Source organism: Ruegeria sp. CF2, from assembly GCF_056537385.1.
This window is the reverse complement of the sequence record NZ_JBQFRL010000001.1, coordinates 1139408-1157110: the sequence shown is the minus strand read 5'-3', so window position 1 is coordinate 1157110 and position 17703 is coordinate 1139408. Positions and strand designations below refer to the sequence as shown.

At 60.3% G+C, this 17703-nt stretch carries 21 protein-coding genes; 5 read left to right on the top strand and 16 right to left on the bottom strand.

The window, feature by feature from the left end:
- Positions 1-32: 32 nt before the first annotated feature.
- A complete protein-coding gene (locus tag ACR0IR_RS05695; RefSeq protein ID WP_170363465.1) occupies positions 33-1250 on the bottom strand; it encodes a serine hydrolase domain-containing protein in 1218 nt (405 codons plus the stop codon).
- 218 nt (positions 1251-1468) lie between these two features.
- Here ACR0IR_RS05695 and ACR0IR_RS05690 point away from each other — a divergent pair, with 218 nt between their 5' ends.
- The gene (locus tag ACR0IR_RS05690) at positions 1469-2074 is read left to right on the top strand and encodes a 2-hydroxychromene-2-carboxylate isomerase (protein ID WP_170363466.1); all 606 of its coding nucleotides are present in this window, start codon (positions 1469-1471) and stop codon (positions 2072-2074) included.
- Between the two features lie 4 nt (positions 2075-2078).
- On the opposite strand, the gene ACR0IR_RS05685 is transcribed toward ACR0IR_RS05690, so the two are convergent.
- From ACR0IR_RS05685 to ACR0IR_RS05675, 3 genes are read right to left on the bottom strand one after another with little or no spacing between them, the layout of a single operon-like run.
- Complete coding sequence (locus ACR0IR_RS05685; protein WP_367647654.1) at positions 2079-2873, bottom strand: IclR family transcriptional regulator; 795 nt, start codon at positions 2871-2873, stop codon at positions 2079-2081.
- A 10-nt stretch (positions 2874-2883) separates the two neighbouring features.
- Positions 2884-3909: a phosphotransferase gene (locus tag ACR0IR_RS05680; protein ID WP_170363468.1), complete on the bottom strand. Its 1026-nt coding sequence runs from the start codon at positions 3907-3909 to the stop codon at positions 2884-2886.
- 32 nt (positions 3910-3941) lie between these two features.
- Positions 3942-4760 carry an SDR family NAD(P)-dependent oxidoreductase gene (locus ACR0IR_RS05675; RefSeq protein ID WP_170363469.1) on the bottom strand — a complete coding sequence of 273 codons (819 nt, stop codon included), beginning with the start codon at positions 4758-4760 and terminating at the stop codon, positions 3942-3944.
- A gap of 154 nt (positions 4761-4914) precedes the next feature.
- On the opposite strand from ACR0IR_RS05675, the gene ACR0IR_RS05670 reads away from it, so the two are divergent.
- From ACR0IR_RS05670 to ACR0IR_RS05660, 3 genes are all read left to right on the top strand, one after another.
- Complete coding sequence (locus tag ACR0IR_RS05670) at positions 4915-5910, top strand: NADPH:quinone oxidoreductase family protein (RefSeq protein WP_170363470.1); 996 nt, start codon at positions 4915-4917, stop codon at positions 5908-5910.
- 130 nt (positions 5911-6040) lie between these two features.
- On the top strand, positions 6041-6490 hold the full coding sequence (gene aroQ / locus ACR0IR_RS05665; protein WP_170339183.1) for a type II 3-dehydroquinate dehydratase: 450 nt from the start codon (positions 6041-6043) through the stop codon (positions 6488-6490).
- Positions 6490-7242 (top strand): LuxR family transcriptional regulator, encoded by a 753-nt coding sequence (locus tag ACR0IR_RS05660; RefSeq protein ID WP_093962957.1) that lies wholly within the window; start codon positions 6490-6492, stop codon positions 7240-7242. Before aroQ ends, ACR0IR_RS05660 begins: the two co-directional genes overlap by 1 nt.
- 345 nt (positions 7243-7587) lie before the next feature.
- Here ACR0IR_RS05660 and tsf read toward each other — a convergent pair whose 3' ends face one another.
- From tsf to ACR0IR_RS05635, 5 genes are all read right to left on the bottom strand, one after another.
- Positions 7588-8463, bottom strand: a complete 876-nt coding sequence (tsf, locus tag ACR0IR_RS05655; RefSeq protein ID WP_093962057.1) for a translation elongation factor Ts — start codon at positions 8461-8463, stop codon at positions 7588-7590.
- 76 nt (positions 8464-8539) lie between these two features.
- Positions 8540-9319: a 30S ribosomal protein S2 gene (gene rpsB / locus ACR0IR_RS05650; protein WP_093962056.1), complete on the bottom strand. Its 780-nt coding sequence runs from the start codon at positions 9317-9319 to the stop codon at positions 8540-8542.
- 168 nt (positions 9320-9487) lie between these two features.
- Positions 9488-10342, bottom strand: a complete 855-nt coding sequence (gene olsA / locus ACR0IR_RS05645; RefSeq protein ID WP_170363471.1) for a lyso-ornithine lipid O-acyltransferase — start codon at positions 10340-10342, stop codon at positions 9488-9490.
- Entirely contained in the window at positions 10329-11084 is a 756-nt protein-coding gene (olsB, locus tag ACR0IR_RS05640) for an L-ornithine N(alpha)-acyltransferase (protein ID WP_170363472.1), read from the bottom strand. The genes olsA and olsB overlap by 14 nt, the downstream gene beginning before the upstream one ends.
- A 108-nt stretch (positions 11085-11192) precedes the next feature.
- Entirely contained in the window at positions 11193-11375 is a 183-nt protein-coding gene (locus tag ACR0IR_RS05635) for a DUF3553 domain-containing protein (RefSeq protein WP_170339192.1), read from the bottom strand.
- Between the two features lie 45 nt (positions 11376-11420).
- Between ACR0IR_RS05635 and ACR0IR_RS05630 the strand changes: the two genes are divergently transcribed.
- Positions 11421-12017, top strand: coding sequence for a histidine phosphotransferase family protein (locus ACR0IR_RS05630; RefSeq protein ID WP_170363473.1), 597 nt, complete (start codon positions 11421-11423; stop codon positions 12015-12017).
- A 9-nt stretch (positions 12018-12026) separates the two neighbouring features.
- On the opposite strand, the gene ACR0IR_RS05625 is transcribed toward ACR0IR_RS05630, so the two are convergent.
- From ACR0IR_RS05625 to ACR0IR_RS05595, 7 genes are all read right to left on the bottom strand, one after another.
- Positions 12027-13289, bottom strand: coding sequence for a glutamate-5-semialdehyde dehydrogenase (locus tag ACR0IR_RS05625; RefSeq protein ID WP_170363474.1), 1263 nt, complete (start codon positions 13287-13289; stop codon positions 12027-12029).
- Positions 13290-13340: 51 nt separating this feature from the next.
- Positions 13341-14447: a glutamate 5-kinase gene (proB, locus tag ACR0IR_RS05620; protein WP_170363475.1), complete on the bottom strand. Its 1107-nt coding sequence runs from the start codon at positions 14445-14447 to the stop codon at positions 13341-13343.
- Positions 14435-15469, bottom strand: coding sequence for a GTPase ObgE (gene obgE, locus ACR0IR_RS05615; protein WP_170363476.1), 1035 nt, complete (start codon positions 15467-15469; stop codon positions 14435-14437). The genes proB and obgE overlap by 13 nt, the downstream gene beginning before the upstream one ends.
- Positions 15470-15506: 37 nt before the next feature.
- Positions 15507-16043: a GNAT family N-acetyltransferase gene (locus ACR0IR_RS05610; RefSeq protein WP_170339204.1), complete on the bottom strand. Its 537-nt coding sequence runs from the start codon at positions 16041-16043 to the stop codon at positions 15507-15509.
- Positions 16040-16648, bottom strand: a complete 609-nt coding sequence (locus ACR0IR_RS05605; protein WP_170363477.1) for a LysE family translocator — start codon at positions 16646-16648, stop codon at positions 16040-16042. Before ACR0IR_RS05605 ends, ACR0IR_RS05610 begins: the two co-directional genes overlap by 4 nt.
- 96 nt (positions 16649-16744) lie before the next feature.
- A complete protein-coding gene (rpmA, locus tag ACR0IR_RS05600; RefSeq protein WP_005983052.1) occupies positions 16745-17014 on the bottom strand; it encodes a 50S ribosomal protein L27 in 270 nt (89 codons plus the stop codon).
- Between the two features lie 11 nt (positions 17015-17025).
- Positions 17026-17640 (bottom strand): 50S ribosomal protein L21, encoded by a 615-nt coding sequence (locus tag ACR0IR_RS05595; RefSeq protein WP_170363478.1) that lies wholly within the window; start codon positions 17638-17640, stop codon positions 17026-17028.
- Between the last annotated feature and the right edge of the window lie 63 nt (positions 17641-17703).

Genomic DNA, 17703 nt, shown 5'->3' with positions numbered 1-17703 from the left:
TGTTCGTGATCGGCCTAGCAGGCCCGCGCGGGTCATTCAATGAGGGCGGCGTGAACCAGGGCTTTGAGTTCTGAGCGTGACGGGTAGGAGCTGGAGGGCGATAGCTGTGTAAAGAAAACAGCCGACAGGTCGTTCTTTTGGTCGACCCAGAAAAAGGTCGACGCCATTCCGCCCCAACTGAAGTCTCCTACCGATCCAGGGGTACGTGCACGGCCCGGGTCCAAAACCACAGCGCCGCCAAGCCCGAACCCCATGCCGTCCATCGGCTGTTCGGCAAAGCTTTGAGGACCCATGGACGCGATGTCGCCCGGCAAGTGGTTGCGCATCATGAAATCCACCGTGCTCGGGCCCAGCAGTCGTTGATCACCCACCTGCCCTTTGGCGCGCAGCATCTCGGCGAAACGGGCAAAATCGTCGATCGTGCTGACCAGCCCACCACCGCCGGAAAACAGCGTGGCCGCTTCGAATGGCGAGTTTCCGGCCTGATCCACCAATCGCAACGTTTCGCCGCCGGACCTGGCCGCGTTCAGGGCCATCGCGTCTCCCTCGAGCGGTGTGTAGAGCGAGGCGAACCGGTCCCCTGCCCCTTTGGGAACCGAAAACCCGGTTTCGGCCATCCCAAGCGGCCCAAAGATCTCATCGGCAGAGAATTGGTCCAAACTCCTGCCGGACACGACTTCGACTACCCGTCCGATAACGTCGATTCCGACCGAATACTCCCAGCGGCTGCCGGGTTGAAACGCCAGCGGCAATGCAGCCACGGCCCGAACCTGATCGGCCAGTGGACCCTGGTCCGGTTTGAACATCAGGTCCTGAGCATCCATCGCAGCAGGCAGAAGGCCCGGATTGAACGGATAGCTTAGCCCGCTGGTGTGGGTCAGCAGTTGATGCAGGGTCGGCGGCGTCGAGTCTTCTGTTTGTTCAATGGATTGCGCGTCTTTCCGCAACGCCTTCATTTCGGCGAATTCCGGCAGAAACTCGGATACCGGCGCCTCAAGGTGCATCAGACCTTGCTCTACCAAGATCATCAGCGCTGTCGTGGTCACCGGCTTGGTCATCGAGTAGATGCGAACCAAGGTCTCGCGGTCGTACGGCAAATCACTCTCGAGACTGCGCAATCCGCAATCGTGAAAGAAAACTTCGCGCCCGTGCTGCTTCAACAGAAAGGCGCACCCGGGGTATTTTCGTTCGTCCACATACCTTTGCATCCATGTCTGAATGCGGTTCAGCCTCGTCCGATCAAACTGCATTGGCCGAAATTTCCCCGTTTTTTCTTTCACCTGCGCGCAATCCTGCCGTCCTGTGGCAAAGAAAAACAGCCCTAAAAACACAGCCGGCGAAAACTGCCGGGCGGGCGATCTGCAAGTCTGCTCTCGGCCACGACCCGCGACACTGCTAGACTGACGGCGTTCTGGATTCGTGATTTGCAGCCGTTACCCCTGAATTCGCCACCGGCCGGAGGTGCCAGATGACGCAGAACGTGGAATTCGTATACGACTTTTGCAGCCCGAACGCTTACCTCGCTCATAAGGTTTTGCCAGATCTCGCCGCGCGCCACGGGGCCGCGATTCGCTTTGTGCCCGTTCTTCTGAGCACAGTTTTCAAGGCTACCAACAACCAGAGCCCATTTCGGGCGTTCTCGGAAAATCGGAAGAAATCGGCGTATCTGACCCATGACCTGCACCGCTTTGCGCGGCGGCGCGGCTTGAACCTTCATATGAGCCCCTATTTTCCGCTGAACACGAAATTCGCCATGCGTGGGGCGGTCGCAGCGATGGGAAAATCATGGGAAGACAGATATGTAGACGCCGTTTTTGACGCAATATGGGTGCACGGGCAGAAGATTGACGACCTGAATGTTTTGACCGACATCATTCAAGAACGTGACCTGCCCGTACGAAAAATCCGTGAGGCGATCACCGGCGATTTGGCCAAGCAGACCTTGAAGGATCAGACAAAGGCGGCCGTTCGCCGCGGAGTTTTCGGGGTGCCCAGCCTGTTTGTCGGGTCCGAGATGTTTTTTGGTAAGAACAGCCTGGCCAACGTAGAACTTGAACTCGAGGCGTCACACTGAGGTTTCAGGGACGCAATCCCAATTGCCGGGCGGCATCTATTAGCTTGTGCGCGTGGTCTCCTTCAAGCTCTTCCGGGGTCACGTAAAAGCTGGGCCCGCCGATATTCAATCCAAATACCCGCCCGTCGCTGGCGGTGGACACCGGAACGGAAATGGCATGGACGTCGTCCCGCCACAGAGAATATCCGGTACAATAACCTTGTGTATCGTATTCATCCAACGCGGTTTTTATCGAGTCGCGCAGGTGATTTTCGGGCAGGTTCAGATCGCGTCGAGCAGCGTCAATCGCCGTTTCCCTTTGATCCTCGGTCATGCCAACCAGAATGGCCCGCCCCATGGCCGAGGAGAACAACGGCAGCCGGGATCCGACATGCATGGTGAGCGCCACATTCTGCGTCGACCTGCTGACCGCGACGTATACGACCTCGGCCCGATGTGCTTCGCCCAGGGCGGCCGTCAGGTACGGATTGGCTCCATCGCGCAGTTCCCTCAGCACCTCGACGGCACGCTCGCATATGTCAGCCGCACCCAGAACTCCGAATCCCAGCCGCAGCACTCCGACGCCAAGCCGATACGAACCGCCTGAGTGATCCTGAACAAGGTAACCCAGTTGGCACAGCGTATGGGTCAACCGCGAGATCGTTGGCTTGGGCAGACCCGTGCGTTCAGCAAAATCCGTGTTGGTCAGGGCCGTTTCGCCGTGGCGAAAGCACCGCAGCAGTTCAAGCCCCCGCGCCAGTGCAGTGACGAAGTTCCGATCCTTGCCAATGTCGGCGCTTGATGATGTCTCGGATACCACGCCTGCCCCTCTATCCCAGCGCTGCCAGACCATGTTTGGCGAACATCGGCACATAGGCTCCGAATGCACGCGCCCGGGCCGGATCGGAGGCGTTCCCGTCCAGGGCGCGTTTGTAGACGCCCTGGAGAATTCCGGCCATGCGGAAAAAGTTGAACGCGAGATAGAAGCCGAAATTGTCGATGCCCGGTAGTCCGCGCCGCTGACAGTATGAGGCGATGAACTGCTGATCGCTGGGCAACCCAAGGCTGCTTCGGTCAACACCGGCCAGCCCCCGCCCCTCTTTGCCCGGCGGCATCTGCCATTGCATGATTACGGCCGCCAGATCGGCATAGGGATGGCCGATGGTGGACAACTCCCAATCCAGGACCCCGATGCAGCGGGTGCCGTCCCGCTCGAACATCAGATTGTCGATGCGATAGTCGCCATGAACCAGCGTTCGTTGGCCATCATCCGCCGGGATCGAGCTTTCCAGCGCGTCGATCAGCGCATCCATGTCGGCAACCGTTTCGGTTTCCGAGGCGCGATACTGTTTGGTCCAGCGCGCGATCTGGCGTTCAAAGTAGTTGCCGGTCGGTCCGTAGTCGGACAGGCCCACGGCGTCGATGTCGACCATGTGCAATTCGGCCAGAACCCGGTTCATCTCTTCCAGAACGGCGCTGCGGGTTTCGTTGGTTTCGCCCTTCATAGTCGGTTCCAGAAAATTCCGACCGTCCAGACGCTCCATGACATAGAAGGCAGAGCCGATGATGCTGTCATCCTCGCACAGCACGTACATGCGCGGCACCGGCACTTTGCTGTGCGCCAACGCGGTCTGAACACGGAATTCGCGGTCGACCGCGTGGGCAGATTTCAGCAGAACTCCGGGCGGTTTACGCCGCAGAACATAGGATTTGCCCGGCGTGCGCAGTTCGTAGGTCGGATTGGACTGACCAACTGTGAACTTCGTCGCCTCAAGCGGACCGGCATAGCCTTGCAGGTTGGCGCTCAGATAGGCATCTACGGCGACAAGGTCGAGGGTGTTCGGGTCATCGCTCATGCGATCGGCCTCGCTTGACACTGGACCAGGGTTCACAGGGCATCGGCAAAGATGTTTCCTCCGGTCAGAACGTTGATTCCACCCGAAACCGGGATCACGGCGCCGGTCACGTAACTGCCACCGCGCCCGCTGAGGAACAGCATACAGCCCGCGATGTCCTCGTCGCGCCCGACACGGCCCAGCGGGACCGACTTGCCCACTTTCTCGCGTTTTTCCTCGTCAGCGGTGGCAAAGGCGGTCATGCGCGAAACGAACGGTCCCGGTGCCAGAGCATTCACAGTCACGCGGTAGGGCGACAGCTCCTTTGCCATGATCTTGGTCAGATGGATGACGGCCGCCTTCGACGCGGAATAGCTGTAGGCGCCATCTCCCATGGGAACCTCTCCCATCACCGATGCGACGTTGATCACCCGTGCAGGATCATCGTCCGAACCCGATTGCATCAGCAGAGGAAGCAGCTTCTGGGTCAGATGAAAGATGCCGGCGACATTCACGGACATGACTTTGTCCCAGGCGTCATAGGGAAACTGTCCCATTGGCGCGCCCCACGAAACGCCGGCATTGTTCATAAGGATATCAAGCTTTTGGGTGCGGTTGTTTACCTCTTCGACCAGCGCATCAATACCGGCCTCGCTGCTGACGTCACCGGCAAACCCTTCGGCGGTTCCGGGCGCATCCAGCGCGTTCAGTTCGGCGGCCACAGCTTCGCAGGCTTCGCCCTTGCGCGAAGCGATCAGCACCCGCGCTCCCGCGCGCAGCAGAGCCTCGGCTGCCATCCGACCAATGCCGGTCGCGCCGCCCGTGACCAGAGCAGTCTTGCCCGCTAGCGAAAATAAGTTCTCCGGTTTCATCAGCCTCTCCCCATAATTCGTTTTTGTTGCGTCCTGAGTTCTATTTCAGGTCGGGTCAGTTTCACTGTGCAGAATTGCATTTCACATCTGCCTTGACAACATAGTGTCAGGACCCGACCTTCGGGCCAACAAATGGCGGAGATCGGAAAACGAAATGCAAGCATTACTCAGCGTCGCCCCGGGTGGTCCGGAAACACTTGAACTGACCACCCTGCCCGATCCAACGCCCAAAAAGGGTCAGGTACTGATCCGGGTACGTGCGGCAGGCGTGAATTTTCCGGACACGCTGATCATCCGCGATTTGTACCAGATGAAACCACCGCGCCCCTTCGCGCCCGGAGGAGAGGTGTCGGGCGATGTGATCGCCGTTGGAGATGGTGTTTCCGATCTGAAGATCGGTGACCGCGTTCTGGCCCTGACAGGCCACGGAGGTTTCGCCGAGCAGCTGTGCATTCCGGCCGCCAGCGCCGTTCCGATCCCGGAGTCCATGCCGTACGAGGATGCGGCTTGTTTCATCTTCACCTACGGAACGTCCTACCATGCGCTGAAGGATCGCGCCGGGCTCAAGGGCGGTGAGACCTTGTTGGTTCTTGGGGCCGCCGGTGGTGTCGGCTCGGCCGCGGTTGAATTGGGCAAAGCGATGGGCGCGCGTGTAATTGCCGCGGTGTCCACGGAAGACAAAGCTCAGTTCTGCAAGGATTTGGGCGCTGATGAGACGATCGTCTACTCCAAAGAGATGACGCGAGAGGCGCAAAAAGCGTTCTCCGCCGAAATCAAGAAGTTGGCGGGCGGTGATGGCGTTGACGTGGTCTATGATGCGGTTGGCGGCGACTATGCCGAACCGGCATTGCGCGCGATGGCCTGGAAGGGGCGGTTTCTGGTCGTTGGTTTTCCGGCCGGAATCCCCAATATCCCGTTGAATCTGCCTTTGCTAAAGGGCTGTGAGATCGTCGGCGTATTCTGGGGCGCGTCCGTATTCCGCGATCCGGCCGGACATGCCGAAAACTTGCGGGAACTGTTTGCCATGTATCATGGCGGCAAGATAAAGCCGCGTATCAGCGCCCGCTTTTCCTTGCCCCGCGCCGCCGAAGCTTTGGAGATGCTGGGCGATCGGTCGGTTCTCGGCAAAGTTGTCGTGTCCATCGACTAGGAACGACATTCACGGTCGTTTCACAGCATGACCCCATGACCTGACCTGCACCTGCTCGCCTCATGAGAGCAAAGCCGGTAGACGCGTTTTCAATTCGCGGCTATGAAACAGGTATGGGGACAGAAAAATAATGCGTAGTATTCTTGTATTGAACGGACCGAACCTGAACCTTTTGGGCACAAGGCAGCCCGAGGTTTATGGTCATACCACCTTGAAGATGATCGAAGACTTGTGCGTTTCGCATGGTGCATCGATCGGGTTGCGTGTCGAGTGCGCCCAATCAAACCATGAAGGTGTGTTGATCGATGCTATCCACGCCGCGCGCGGGACCCATGACGGGATCGTCCTGAACGCCGGCGCGTATACCCACACGTCAATAGCGTTGATGGATGCCATTTCGTCGGCGCAACTGCCGGTGGTCGAGGTTCACCTGTCCAATATCCACGCCCGCGAGGCATTTCGGCACAAGTCCTACATCTCGGCCGTCGCCATCGGGCAGATCTGCGGCTTTGGCGCTCAAAGCTATGTTCTGGCGCTGGAAGCGCTGGCCGCGCATCTTCAGGAGGGTGGCGGCGCATGATGACGCTCAAGGAATACCTCAACTTTCTGAGCTATGTGAAAACCCTCGAGGAGCTTTGGGCCGCGCACACCGAACAGATGGCCAAGTATGGTTTTGACCGCCTGTTGTACGGACACACACAATACCGCACCCAAACGTCTTTGGGCGACCCTGAAGACTTCGTGATCCTGACCAATCACTGCAAGGAATACATGGACGGTTTCCTTCGGGATGGTCTGTATTTCCATGCGCCCATGCTGAAATGGGCGCTGGATCACGAGGGAGCTGCAAGTTGGAGCATGATCCGCGAGATGATGTCCAGCGGCACGATGACCAACGAAGAACGCAAGGTGTACGAGTTCAACCGCTCGAAAGGGATCACGGTCGGTTACACGATCAGTTTCACTTCGGTGTCCATGCGGTCGAAGGGGGCAATTTCGCTGGCCGCTCTGAACCGCAGCCAGGACGAGATGGACGAGATGTGGGCCGAGCATGGTGATGACATCCTGCTGATGAACAACATCGCCCATCTCAAGATCCTGACCCTGCCCTACAATCCCCCGAACCGCGCCCTGACCAAGCGGCAGCGCGAGGCTCTGGAATGGGTGGGTGACGGCAAAACCACCCAGGACATTGCCCTGCTGATGGGACTGACCTCGGCAACTGTTGAAAAACACCTCAGGCTGGCGCGCGAGGCTCTTTCCGTCGAAACGACCGCACAGGCGGTTTTGAAGGCTTCGCTGCAGAATCAGATGTTCGTAATGGAGGTCTGAAGCCGCTGTCGCACGACAGTTGACCTTAGGTAAGGAATACATGACTTCCTAAAACTGCGCAGAAATTGCACATTGATCCTGTTCCGTGAGTGGTGGCTTTAGCCAAGGAACATTTGGACGGATCTTTGTATTGCCAAGGCTCTCCGTTCGCTCTGACAAAGGGCGCTTATTCGTCCGCGTGCCGATGTCGGAAATTTTGGGGGGCCTCGACCATCCCCATCTTGCGGGGCCCTCCAATTACTACTCTGATCAATCGGAAATTCGCCAATAAAAAACCGGTCGCGCGTCGCGCAACCGGTTTCGGATGTTTTTGGAGCAGCCCGGAAAACCCGGGCTGAACAGGCGTCAGCCCTGAGCCGCTTTGGCGACTTCGGCAGCAAAGTCTTCTTTTTCGACCACGATGCCTTCGCCAACTTCCAGGCGAACAAAACCGGTGATGGTTGCGCCGGCTTCCTTGGCCGCTGCTTCCACGGTCAGGTCGGGGTTCACAACGAACTGCTGGCTCAGCAGGGTCGATTCCGCGACGAATTTCTTCATGCGGCCCTCGATCATCTTTTCGATGACCTGCTCGGGCTTGCCGGATTCGCGCGCGATGTCCATCTGGACCTGCTTTTCCTTTTCGACAACGGCCGGATCCAGGTCGGCTTCGGACAGAGCGGCCGGGTTCACGGCTGCGATGTGCATCGCGACCTGCTTGCCGATGGCTTCATCGCCGCCCGACAGAGCAACCAGAACACCGATCTTGCCCATGCCGTTGGTTGCGGCGTTGTGGACATACGAGACTACGGTGTCGCCCGACAGTTTGGCCATGCGGCGGACCGACATGTTTTCGCCGATGGTGGCGATCTTGTCGGTCAGCGTGTCGGCAACCGACTTGCCGCCCAGATCAGCAGCCAGCAGTTCCTCAACCGAGTCAACGCCCTGGGCTGCATAGGTGATCTTGCCGACCATTTCCTGGAACTCGGCGTTCTTCGCGACAAAGTCGGTTTCCGAGTTCACTTCGACAGCAACACCGTTGCCACCTTCGACGTGAACGGCAACCAAGCCTTCTGCTGCGGTACGGCCGGATTTCTTTGCGGCCTTCGCCAGACCTTTGGTGCGCAGCCAGTCAACGGCCTCGTCCATGTTGCCGCCGGTTTCGGTCAGCGCTTTTTTAGCGTCCATCATGCCTGCGCCGGTCGAGTCGCGCAGTTCTTTCACCATTGCTGCAGTGATTGCCATCTCTTGGCTCTCCTCAATTCAAACGGAATTGGGGCAGGTCTACCCTGCCCCATATGTCATTTACGTGACGGGCAGCTTACGCTTCGGCCGACGCTTCGGCTTCTTCTGCAACGGCTTCTTCAACCGGTGCTTCTTCGAACTCGCCCAGGTCGACGCCGGCGGCGCCCAGCTGAGCGGTCATGCCGTCCAGCGCAGCGCGTGCGGCCAGGTCACAATACAGTGCGATTGCACGGGCAGCATCGTCGTTGCCGGGGATGATGTAGTCCACGCCATCCGGCGAGCAGTTGGTGTCGACGACGGCCACAACCGGGATACCCAGTTTGTTGGCTTCTGCGATGGCCAGTGCTTCTTTCTTGACGTCGATGACGAACAGCAGGTCAGGAACGCCGCCCATCTCGCGGATGCCGCCCAGCGAAGCCTGAAGCTTGGCCTGGTCACGCTCCATGCCCAGACGCTCTTTCTTGGTCAGGCCTTCAGCGCCCGATTCCATGGCTTCGTCGATCTGGTTCAGACGGTTGATCGACTGGGAAACGGTTTTCCAGTTGGTCAGCGTGCCGCCCAGCCAGCGGTGGTTCATGTAATACTGGGCCGACTTTTCAGCGGCTTCGGCGATCGGCTGTGCAGCCTGACGCTTGGTGCCGACGAACAGAACGCGGCCGCCTTTGGCGACGGTGTCACGTACCGCCTGCAGCGCCTGGTCCAGCATCGGAACGGTCTGGGTCAGGTCCATGATGTGGATGCCGTTGCGTGCGCCATAGATGAAAGGCGCCATGCGGGGGTTCCAACGCTGTGTCTGGTGACCAAAGTGAACGCCAGCTTCCAGCAGCTGACGCATGGTGAACTCGGGAAGAGCCATGCTATGTTTTCCTTTTCCGGTTTTCGCCTTGGCGGGGGTGAAAGAAGCGTTTGCTCCAACCGGCGGCCTTGATGAGGATGTCTCCCTCAAAACGACCAAACCCCGCCTGCGGATTTGAATGCCGCGCGTATACGGCAGGTTGACTGACGGTGCAAGGGGCTTTTGCCCCTATTTTTCTGGCCGCGCCAAGGCATGCCCGTGGCGAACGGCCTGCTCGCAATGCGCGGCCAAAGCCTTGCGGTTGTCGAAATCGCTGACCCGGGCCGGAGAATGATAGATCAATTCGACCCGCCCCTGCCGCCGCGCGCCCAGCGTCTTCAGAAGATGCGGGGCAAAATCCATGTCGCCCCACCAGCCATAGAACCGATCCGGCTGCCCATCGGGCGCGTGATAGACAACCGAAACCGGCTGAACATACATGAAATCACGCAGTTCATCTGCAAAGAATGCCGCAAAAAGCGTTGTTTTGAATGGCAAAACCCGCAGTCCGTCCGTCGATGTGCCCTCTGGAAAAAACAACAGCTTGTGCCCGGCCTTCAGACGGTCTTCGAACAATCTGGTCTGCTCGCGCGCTTTCTTGGGATTGCGTTCGATGAACACGGTTCCGGTGGCCCGGGCCAGCCAACCGATGCCGGGCCAATTCGCCACCTCGGCCTTGGACACGAAGTACACACGCTTGCGGGCGTTGAGCGCGAAGATGTCCAGCCAGGACGTGTGATTGGCGACGACAGCCCCGCGCTGCTGCATCAGCTCACCCGAGCTTGAAAATCCGATCCCCAGAATTCGAAACGCATTGCGACACACGAATTGGGCAATGAACGGCGTTATTGGTCGACGCAGACCAAAGATGGGTCTTTCGACCAGGCGCACAAGCAAAAGAACGATCAGACCACCGAACACCAGCACAGCCAGAGGAAGCCCCCGGAGGATCACCAAAATCCAACCCCACACGCCCAACTCAACCGGGTCCGGGTCGTCCGAGCTGTGCCAGACAGCACCGTTTGGCACGTCACGCTCCGCCATAGATGCGTCTCTGTCTTTCGTTCATCCGTGTGGTGTCGAGGATCAGGCAAACGTCGGTGGTGTTGAATGCATGGTCGATGAATGCCCCCTCGCCCACAAACCCGCCCAATCGAAGATAGGCCTTGATCAAGGCCGGAACCTGCAACATCGCACTCCGTCGATCCAGCGCATCTTTCGGAACCAAGTTCATGTTCTGAAAAACTTCCGGCTGCGCCCGCACCCGCAGTTCGGGTGGAGCCAGGTGGTTGTGATGCAGCATCGACAGAGGCTGGGCAAGGTGCTTGACGTCTGTGCCGTGAAAACTGGCAACGCCGAACAGAACCTCGATCTCCCGTTCGGACACATATTTCGCGAGGCCATTCCACAAATGATACATTGCGGTTCCGCCGCGATAGTCTGGATGCAGGCAGGACCGACCGAGTTCCAGCAATTTGCGGCCGCTGTTTTTTAGAACGGTAAGGTCGTATTCATCCTCAGAGTAGAACCGTCCGACTTCAGCTACGCGGTCACCCGGCAACAGGCGATAGACTCCGACCACTTCTCCGGTGGCGTCGTCATAGGCCAGCATGTGATCAAAATACGGGTCGAACTGGTCGCGTTCCAGGCCCTCTGCATGATCGACCATCTCTCCGCCACCGCCCAATTCACGCACGAAGACGTCATAACGCAGCCGCTGCGCCGCGCGCAGTTCCTCGTCGGTTTCGGCAAGTTTGACAGTGAATGAAGGGCCCGTATCCGGCATGTGGAATGGTCGTCGTCTTGTTGCGATCCCAGCGCTGATACCGCAGCTGCGCGGCGAATGGCAACACGAACCGGGTGGCGAGCCCCGTTAACCTTTCCTAAACCAGTTTCATGGATCAAGAACCGGCATCAAGGCGATGCGTGTTCCGTCAATCACCACTTTGCCCTGGTCGCGAAAGTTCACGGTGATCTTGCCCCCGATGTTGGACTGGACCTGTCCAACGCCCCAGTCAGGGAAATCTGGGTGGCGGACAAACATGCCCGGTGCAAGAATGGCATTCAGATCTGTCATGCGACGGCTCCGGGTCGGGCATGGGGGATACCACAGGAGGTACGCATGGGCGACACCAACGTCAACCTGGCCGAGTTGATCGGCTCTCGGATCTGCCACGATCTGATCAGCCCGATCGGCGCGATCACGAACGGTTTGGAACTGTTGGAGATGGTTGGTGGCACCCAGGGCCCCGAGATGGAACTGATCACCGGCAGCGTTGGCAGCGCCGGGGCGCGGATCCGGTTCTTTCGCGTGGCCTTTGGCGGGGCCAGCGATCAGCCGTTGGGCCGCAGCGAAGTGGCCGACCTGCTGCGCGATGTCGAGCGTGCGGGCCGAGTCCGGGTTCATTGGAACGTCACCGAGGCGATGCCGCGCAATCAGATCAAACTGGCCTTTCTGGCCATCATGTGCTGCGAAAGCGCCATGCCGATGGGCGGCGAGGTCAAGATCGACAGCGTGGGCGACAAATGGACGGTCACTGGTACGGCCGACCGCATGAATGTCGATCCCGACCTGTGGAAAGGCCTCCCAACCGGCACATTCGCCAACAAGGTCACGCCGGCGCAGGTGCAGTTCGCCCTGCTGCCGCAGACGGCGGCCGCTCAGGGCCGCCGGGTTTCGGCCGAGACGGGCGCAACCCGCGTGGTGCTGCGGTTCTGACGCAGCGCCTCAGGCGCGCGTCGTGCCGTTGCCGCGCACCAGGTATTTGAAACTGGTCAACTGCGCCGCCCCCACCGGGCCGCGCGCGTGCATCTTGCCCGTGGCGATCCCGATCTCGGCGCCCATTCCAAACTCACCCCCGTCGGCAAATTGTGTCGAGGCGTTGTGCATCAGGATCGCACTGTCGAGCCGTTCAAAGAAGCGGTCGGCGGCGGACTGATCCTCGGTCATGATGCAATCGGTGTGGTTCGATCCGTATTGCCGGATATGCGCAATTGCCTCGTCGATATCGGCCACCGGTTTTGCGGCGATGATGCTGTCCAGAAACTCCTTGCCCCAATCGTCATCGCTGGCCGGCACGGTGCCGTCGATGGCCAGCGCGCCCGCGGCATGGACCTCGACGCCCGCGGCCAGCAGCGCGGCGATCACGTCGCGCCCCAGCGTTTCCGCGATATCCTGATGCACCAGCAGGCATTCGGCCGCCCCGCAGATGCCAGTGCGGCGGGTCTTGGCGTTCAGCACCACGTCCAGCGTTTTCTGCGGATCCGCAGCCTTGTCGATGTAGATGTGCACGATCCCTTCAAGATGGGCAAAGACCGGCACCCGCGCCTCGCGCTGGACCAGCCCAACCAGTCCCTTGCCGCCGCGCGGCACGATGACGTCGACATAGTCGGTCATGGTCAGCAATTCCTGCACCGCCGCCCGGTCACGGGTCGGCACCAGCTGGATCGCATCCTCGGGCAGGTTGGCGGCCTTCAGACCATCGACTAGACAGGCGTGGATCGCGGTCGAGGAATGAAAGCTTTCCGACCCGCCGCGCAGGATCACGGCGTTGCCCGACTTGAGGCAAAGCGCCCCGGCATCAGCGGTCACGTTCGGGCGGCTTTCATAGATCACGCCGATCACGCCCAGAGGGGTGCGCACCCGGCGGATGTTCAGCCCCGAGGGCATATCCCATTCGGCCAGAACCTCACCCACCGGATCGGACTGTTCGGCCACGGTGCGCAACCCGTCGACCATGCCCTGAATGCGCGACTCGTCCAGCATCAGGCGGTCCATCATGGCCGGGCTCAGACCTTTTTCGCGGCCATAGTCCAGGTCTTTCCTGTTGGCCTCGATGATCTGCGCGCGGTTCTTCCACACGGCTTCGGCGGCGGCGATCAACGCGGCGTGTTTGCGCTCGGCCGAAGCGAAGGCCAGATCCCGAGACGCATCCTTGGCGCGCTTGCCAAGATCGGCCATCAGGGCGGGAATGCTATCAAAGTCCTTCATGTCATCTGCCTTTCCGGTCGTCGGACCAGCCAAATCTATCAGTTTTCGCGGCTACAAAGCCAGATCGTCACGGTGGATCATCACCGCACGGCCGGGATAGCCGAGTGCGTCCTCGATCTCGGAGGATTTGCGCCCCTTGATGGCATCGGCCTCGTGCGCGGTATAGCGGCTGAGGCCCAATCCCAAACGCCGGCCTTCGTGATCCTTGATCGCCACCGGGTCGCCCCGTCCGAAATCGCCCGTCACTTCGACGATGCCGGCCGGCAACAGGCTTTTGCCATTCTCCAGCGCCTGCGCTGCCCCTGCATCGACCGTGATCTCGCCGCGCGGCTTCATCGCCGAGATCCAGCGTTTGCGCGCCGCATGCGGGTCCAGCTTGGCCTTGAACCAAGTGCTGTTCGCGCCATTGTTCAGCAGTTTCAGCGGGTTCAAAGGCGATCCTTCCGTAATCGCCATGTCACAGCCCGCCGCCGTCGCCATCTGCGCGGCCATCAGCTTGGTCTTCATGCCGCCCTTGGACAGCCCCGAACCGGCGTCACCGGCCATCGCCTCGATCTCAGGCGTGATCGGGTCGATCACGTCAAACCGGGTGGCGGATGGGTCTTCGGCTGGATTGCCGGTGTAGAACCCATCGACATCGGACAGCAGGATCAACTGATCCGCACCGACGGTCACGGCGATCTGCGCGGCCAGTCGATCATTGTCGCCGTATCGGATTTCATCCGTGGCCACCGTGTCATTTTCGTTCACGATGGGCACGACACCCAACCCCAGCAGAGTTTCCAGCGTCGCGCGCGAGTTCAGGTACCGGCGGCGGTTCTCGCTGTCTTCCAGCGTCACCAGAACCTGCGCCGTGGTGATGTCGTGCGGGGCCAACGCCTCTTCATAGGCCCGCGCCAGCCGGATCTGCCCGACGGCGGCGGCGGCCTGGGACTGCTCTAGCGAGAGCGCGGTTGCGGGCAGGCCCAGAACACCGCGCCCCAGCGCTATCGAACCGGACGAGACCAGAACCACATCGGCCCCCTGCCCCTTGAGCCACGCCACGTCCTGCGCCAGCGAATGCAACCACTCCGAACGCAGCTTGCCGGTCGCACGATCGACCAGCAAAGCCGAGCCGATCTTGACCACCAGGCGCTTTGCGTCGGTCAGGGCTGCCACGTCTCGCGCTCCTCGGTGGGTTTCTGGCGCAGGCGGTTTTCGTCGATCTGGGCGCGCAGGGCCCGCAAAACTTCGGTCACGCCCTGCCGGGCGACGCCCGACATGGTCATGACAGGGCCGCTCACGGCCTCTTTCAACTCGGCCTTGGCCAGTTCGAGCTGTTCTTCGTCCAGCGCGTCAATCTTGTTCAACACGGTGATCCGGGGCTTGTCAGCCAGCGCGCCGCCATAGGCCTCAAGCTCGTGGATGATGGTGTGATAATCCTGCGCGATGGTCTCGGACGTGCCGTCGACCAGATGCAGCAACACCGCGCAGCGTTCGACATGGCCCAGAAAACGGTCGCCGATGCCGCGGCCTTCGTGCGCGCCTTCGATCAGGCCGGGAATGTCGGCCACAACGAATTCCACGTTGTCCACGCCGACGACGCCCAGATTGGGGTGCAGCGTGGTGAACGGATAATCGGCGATCTTGGGCCGGGCGTTCGATGTCGCGGCCAGAAAGGTCGATTTGCCCGCGTTCGGCAGGCCCAGCAGACCCACATCGGCGATCAGCTTCAGACGCAGCCAGATCGTGCGGTCCACGCCCGGCTGCCCAGGGTTGGCCCGCCGCGGCGCCTGGTTGGTGGCCGATTTGAAATGCAGGTTGCCGAAACCGCCATTTCCGCCCCGCGCCAGCAGGACACGATGCCCCACCTCGGTCAGGTCGGCGATCACCGTCTCCTGATCCTCGTCCAGGATCTCGGTTCCGACGGGCACGCGCAGAATGATGTCGTCGCCATCCTTGCCGGTGCGCTGCTGACCCCGGCCGGGCTGTCCGTTCTTGGCAAAGAAATGCTGCTGATAGCGGAAGTCGATCAGGGTGTTCAGTCCGTCCACGACCTCGGCCCAGACGGACCCGCCCTTGCCGCCGTCCCCGCCATCAGGGCCGCCGTATTCGATGTACTTTTCGCGTCGGAAGCTGACGCACCCGCTACCGCCGGCCCCGGACCGGATGTAGACCTTTGCAAGATCGAGAAATTTCATGTCAGTCCCCTACTGCAAAGGCCCCATCGGCCACAAGTCAGAGTTTTTTGCTGTACGTCCAGGTGGGCACATTTGCGTCGCGCGCCACCGAAAAGCTTTCGGCATCGCCAAGATACTGGAACCCGCAATGGGTCAGAACCCGTGCCGAGGCGGGATTGTCCTGAAACACGCTGGCAAACATCGTGGCGTTTTCCAACGGATTCGCCTGAACCAGCGTTTCCACCGCCAGCGAGGCGATGCCCGTGTTCCAATACAAGGGCGCGACCCAATAGCCCACTTCGGACTGGTTGCGATCCAGCCGCTTGAGCGAGATCACCCCGATCAACTCGGGCCCGCCATCCTTGGTGGCGTCCATCGCCCAGACGTCCTCGTCCCGGTCCTCGGCCATGGCGCGGGTCACGAAAGCCTCGATCGAACCGGGCGGCAAGGGGTGCGGGATCGACGTGGTCATGCGCGCCACGCGCTCGTCCCCGGCGTAGTGCTCGATCAGGCCCATGTCCGACCGGCGCAGCGGGCGCAGGTCGAACCGCTCGGTTTCAATGACCGGCTGATTTATGATTGCCTCAAGTTTCATTGGTGTGTTCCTCCTCCGAACAACACGAAAAGTACGGATGCAACAGTCAGACCCGCGAGAGTCCACATCAGATATTTTTCCGCCGGCCGTCCCGCAACCACGCGTGCAATTCTATCGCCCGCAAAGGTCCAGATCGGGTGCAGGACCAACTGGCAGGTCAACAAAACGAGCGCGATCGTGAGCGTCGCACTCAGCACCGACGTTCCCGCCGCGACGAACCCGGTGAATCCCGCGATGATCATCGCCCAGGCCTTGGGGTTCAGCGGATGCACCACCAGCCCGGCCCAGAAACCCGGAACCGCCTCGCCCGCGTCCTGATGGGACAGGCGGAGGTTGGCGATTTTCCACGCAAGCCAGCAAATATAGGCCGCCGAAGCATATTTCAGAACCGCAAACGCGGTGGGGGCTTGTTCTGCCAGTTGCAGAAGGCCAAAGCCCAACGGCCAGATGATCAGCTGCTTGCCCAGAATCACGCCTGCCACGAAAGGCAGCGCAGCGCGGAACCCATAGCGCGCACCCGTTCCCAACAGGACCATGTTGGCTGGTCCCGGCGTGCCGACCTGGCTGGCGGCAAAGATCAGGAAACTGGTGGTTGCAACGGGCATCGGGGCTTTCGATCAAATCTGCGTCAAAACGAGAAAGGGGACCGGCACTTTGTGCCGGTCCCCCATGAATTTTTCTTAAACCTTCTGGGTTTCGGCTTACTCTGCGGCCTCCGCCACTGGCAGGACCGAAATGAAGGTGCGGTTTTTCAGTCCCTTGTGGAACTTCACGGCGCCATCGACAGTTGCAAAGATGGTGTGATCCTTGCCCATGCCCACGCCTTCGCCCGGCCAGAACTTGGTGCCGCGCTGACGCACGATGATGTTGCCTGCAACGGCGGCCTGGCCACCATACAGTTTCACGCCAAGGCGACGACCCGCTGAGTCGCGGCCGTTACGGGAGGAACCGCCAGCTTTTTTATGTGCCATTCTCTCTCTCCTTAGCCTTTGGCCAGATCTTTGGCCTGCTCAACCCATTCGGGTTTCACTTTGACCGTCTCGATAGCAGCAATCTGCTCGTCCGACAAGGCGGCCAGAGCGGCAAAGCTTTCGATACCGGCTTCGGCCAGTTTCTTGGCAGCTGCGGGACCAACACCGGTGATCTTGGTCAGATCGTCAGCGGCAGCAGCAGCGGCCGGGGCTTCTGCCTTGGCAGCGGCTTTCTTGGCGGGTTTCGCTGCTTTCGCAACTTCACCTGCCGGAGCCGAACCGGTTGCGGCCTTGACGCCCGACTTGTCCGCACCCGAGGGCAGGATGTCGGTGATCTTGACCAGGGTCAGCTTCTGACGGTGGCCAACGGTGCGCTTCGAGCTGTGCTTGCGGCGGCGCTTGACGAATTTGATGACCTTGTCACCCTTGATCTGTTCGATCACTTCCGCCTGAACGGCCGCACCATCGATGAACGGCGCGCCGACAACGGGGGCATCGCCACCCAGCATCAGAACGTCGTTGAATTGGACTTTTTCACCTGCGTCGGCAGCCAGTTTTTCAACGCGGAGGATGTCGCCCGCCTGAACCTTGTACTGCTTGCCGCCAGTCTTGAGGACTGCAAACATGCGTCTTTCCTTTTTCTACCGCGTTCTGTGGTCCCCGTCAGACGGGTGTTTCGGCCAAGGCCA

What these genes read in the sequence shown, in the direction of transcription:
- ACR0IR_RS05695 (WP_170363465.1), bottom strand. Translation starts at nt 1,250, where the DNA reads ATGCAGTTTGATCGGACGAGGCTGAACCGCATTCAGACATGGATGCAA.
- ACR0IR_RS05690 (WP_170363466.1), top strand. Translation starts at nt 1,469, where the DNA reads ATGACGCAGAACGTGGAATTCGTATACGACTTTTGCAGCCCGAACGCT.
- ACR0IR_RS05680 (WP_170363468.1), bottom strand. Translation starts at nt 3,909, where the DNA reads ATGAGCGATGACCCGAACACCCTCGACCTTGTCGCCGTAGATGCCTAT.
- ACR0IR_RS05675 (WP_170363469.1), bottom strand. Translation starts at nt 4,760, where the DNA reads ATGAAACCGGAGAACTTATTTTCGCTAGCGGGCAAGACTGCTCTGGTC.
- ACR0IR_RS05670 (WP_170363470.1), top strand. Translation starts at nt 4,915, where the DNA reads ATGCAAGCATTACTCAGCGTCGCCCCGGGTGGTCCGGAAACACTTGAA.
- aroQ (WP_170339183.1), top strand. Translation starts at nt 6,041, where the DNA reads ATGCGTAGTATTCTTGTATTGAACGGACCGAACCTGAACCTTTTGGGC.
- ACR0IR_RS05660 (WP_093962957.1), top strand. Translation starts at nt 6,490, where the DNA reads ATGACGCTCAAGGAATACCTCAACTTTCTGAGCTATGTGAAAACCCTC.
- tsf (WP_093962057.1), bottom strand. Translation starts at nt 8,463, where the DNA reads ATGGCAATCACTGCAGCAATGGTGAAAGAACTGCGCGACTCGACCGGC.
- rpsB (WP_093962056.1), bottom strand. Translation starts at nt 9,319, where the DNA reads ATGGCTCTTCCCGAGTTCACCATGCGTCAGCTGCTGGAAGCTGGCGTT.
- olsA (WP_170363471.1), bottom strand. Translation starts at nt 10,342, where the DNA reads ATGGCGGAGCGTGACGTGCCAAACGGTGCTGTCTGGCACAGCTCGGAC.
- olsB (WP_170363472.1), bottom strand. Translation starts at nt 11,084, where the DNA reads ATGCCGGATACGGGCCCTTCATTCACTGTCAAACTTGCCGAAACCGAC.
- ACR0IR_RS05635 (WP_170339192.1), bottom strand. Translation starts at nt 11,375, where the DNA reads ATGACAGATCTGAATGCCATTCTTGCACCGGGCATGTTTGTCCGCCAC.
- ACR0IR_RS05630 (WP_170363473.1), top strand. Translation starts at nt 11,421, where the DNA reads ATGGGCGACACCAACGTCAACCTGGCCGAGTTGATCGGCTCTCGGATC.
- ACR0IR_RS05625 (WP_170363474.1), bottom strand. Translation starts at nt 13,289, where the DNA reads ATGAAGGACTTTGATAGCATTCCCGCCCTGATGGCCGATCTTGGCAAG.
- obgE (WP_170363476.1), bottom strand. Translation starts at nt 15,469, where the DNA reads ATGAAATTTCTCGATCTTGCAAAGGTCTACATCCGGTCCGGGGCCGGC.
- ACR0IR_RS05610 (WP_170339204.1), bottom strand. Translation starts at nt 16,043, where the DNA reads ATGAAACTTGAGGCAATCATAAATCAGCCGGTCATTGAAACCGAGCGG.
- ACR0IR_RS05605 (WP_170363477.1), bottom strand. Translation starts at nt 16,648, where the DNA reads ATGCCCGTTGCAACCACCAGTTTCCTGATCTTTGCCGCCAGCCAGGTC.
- rpmA (WP_005983052.1), bottom strand. Translation starts at nt 17,014, where the DNA reads ATGGCACATAAAAAAGCTGGCGGTTCCTCCCGTAACGGCCGCGACTCA.
- ACR0IR_RS05595 (WP_170363478.1), bottom strand. Translation starts at nt 17,640, where the DNA reads ATGTTTGCAGTCCTCAAGACTGGCGGCAAGCAGTACAAGGTTCAGGCG.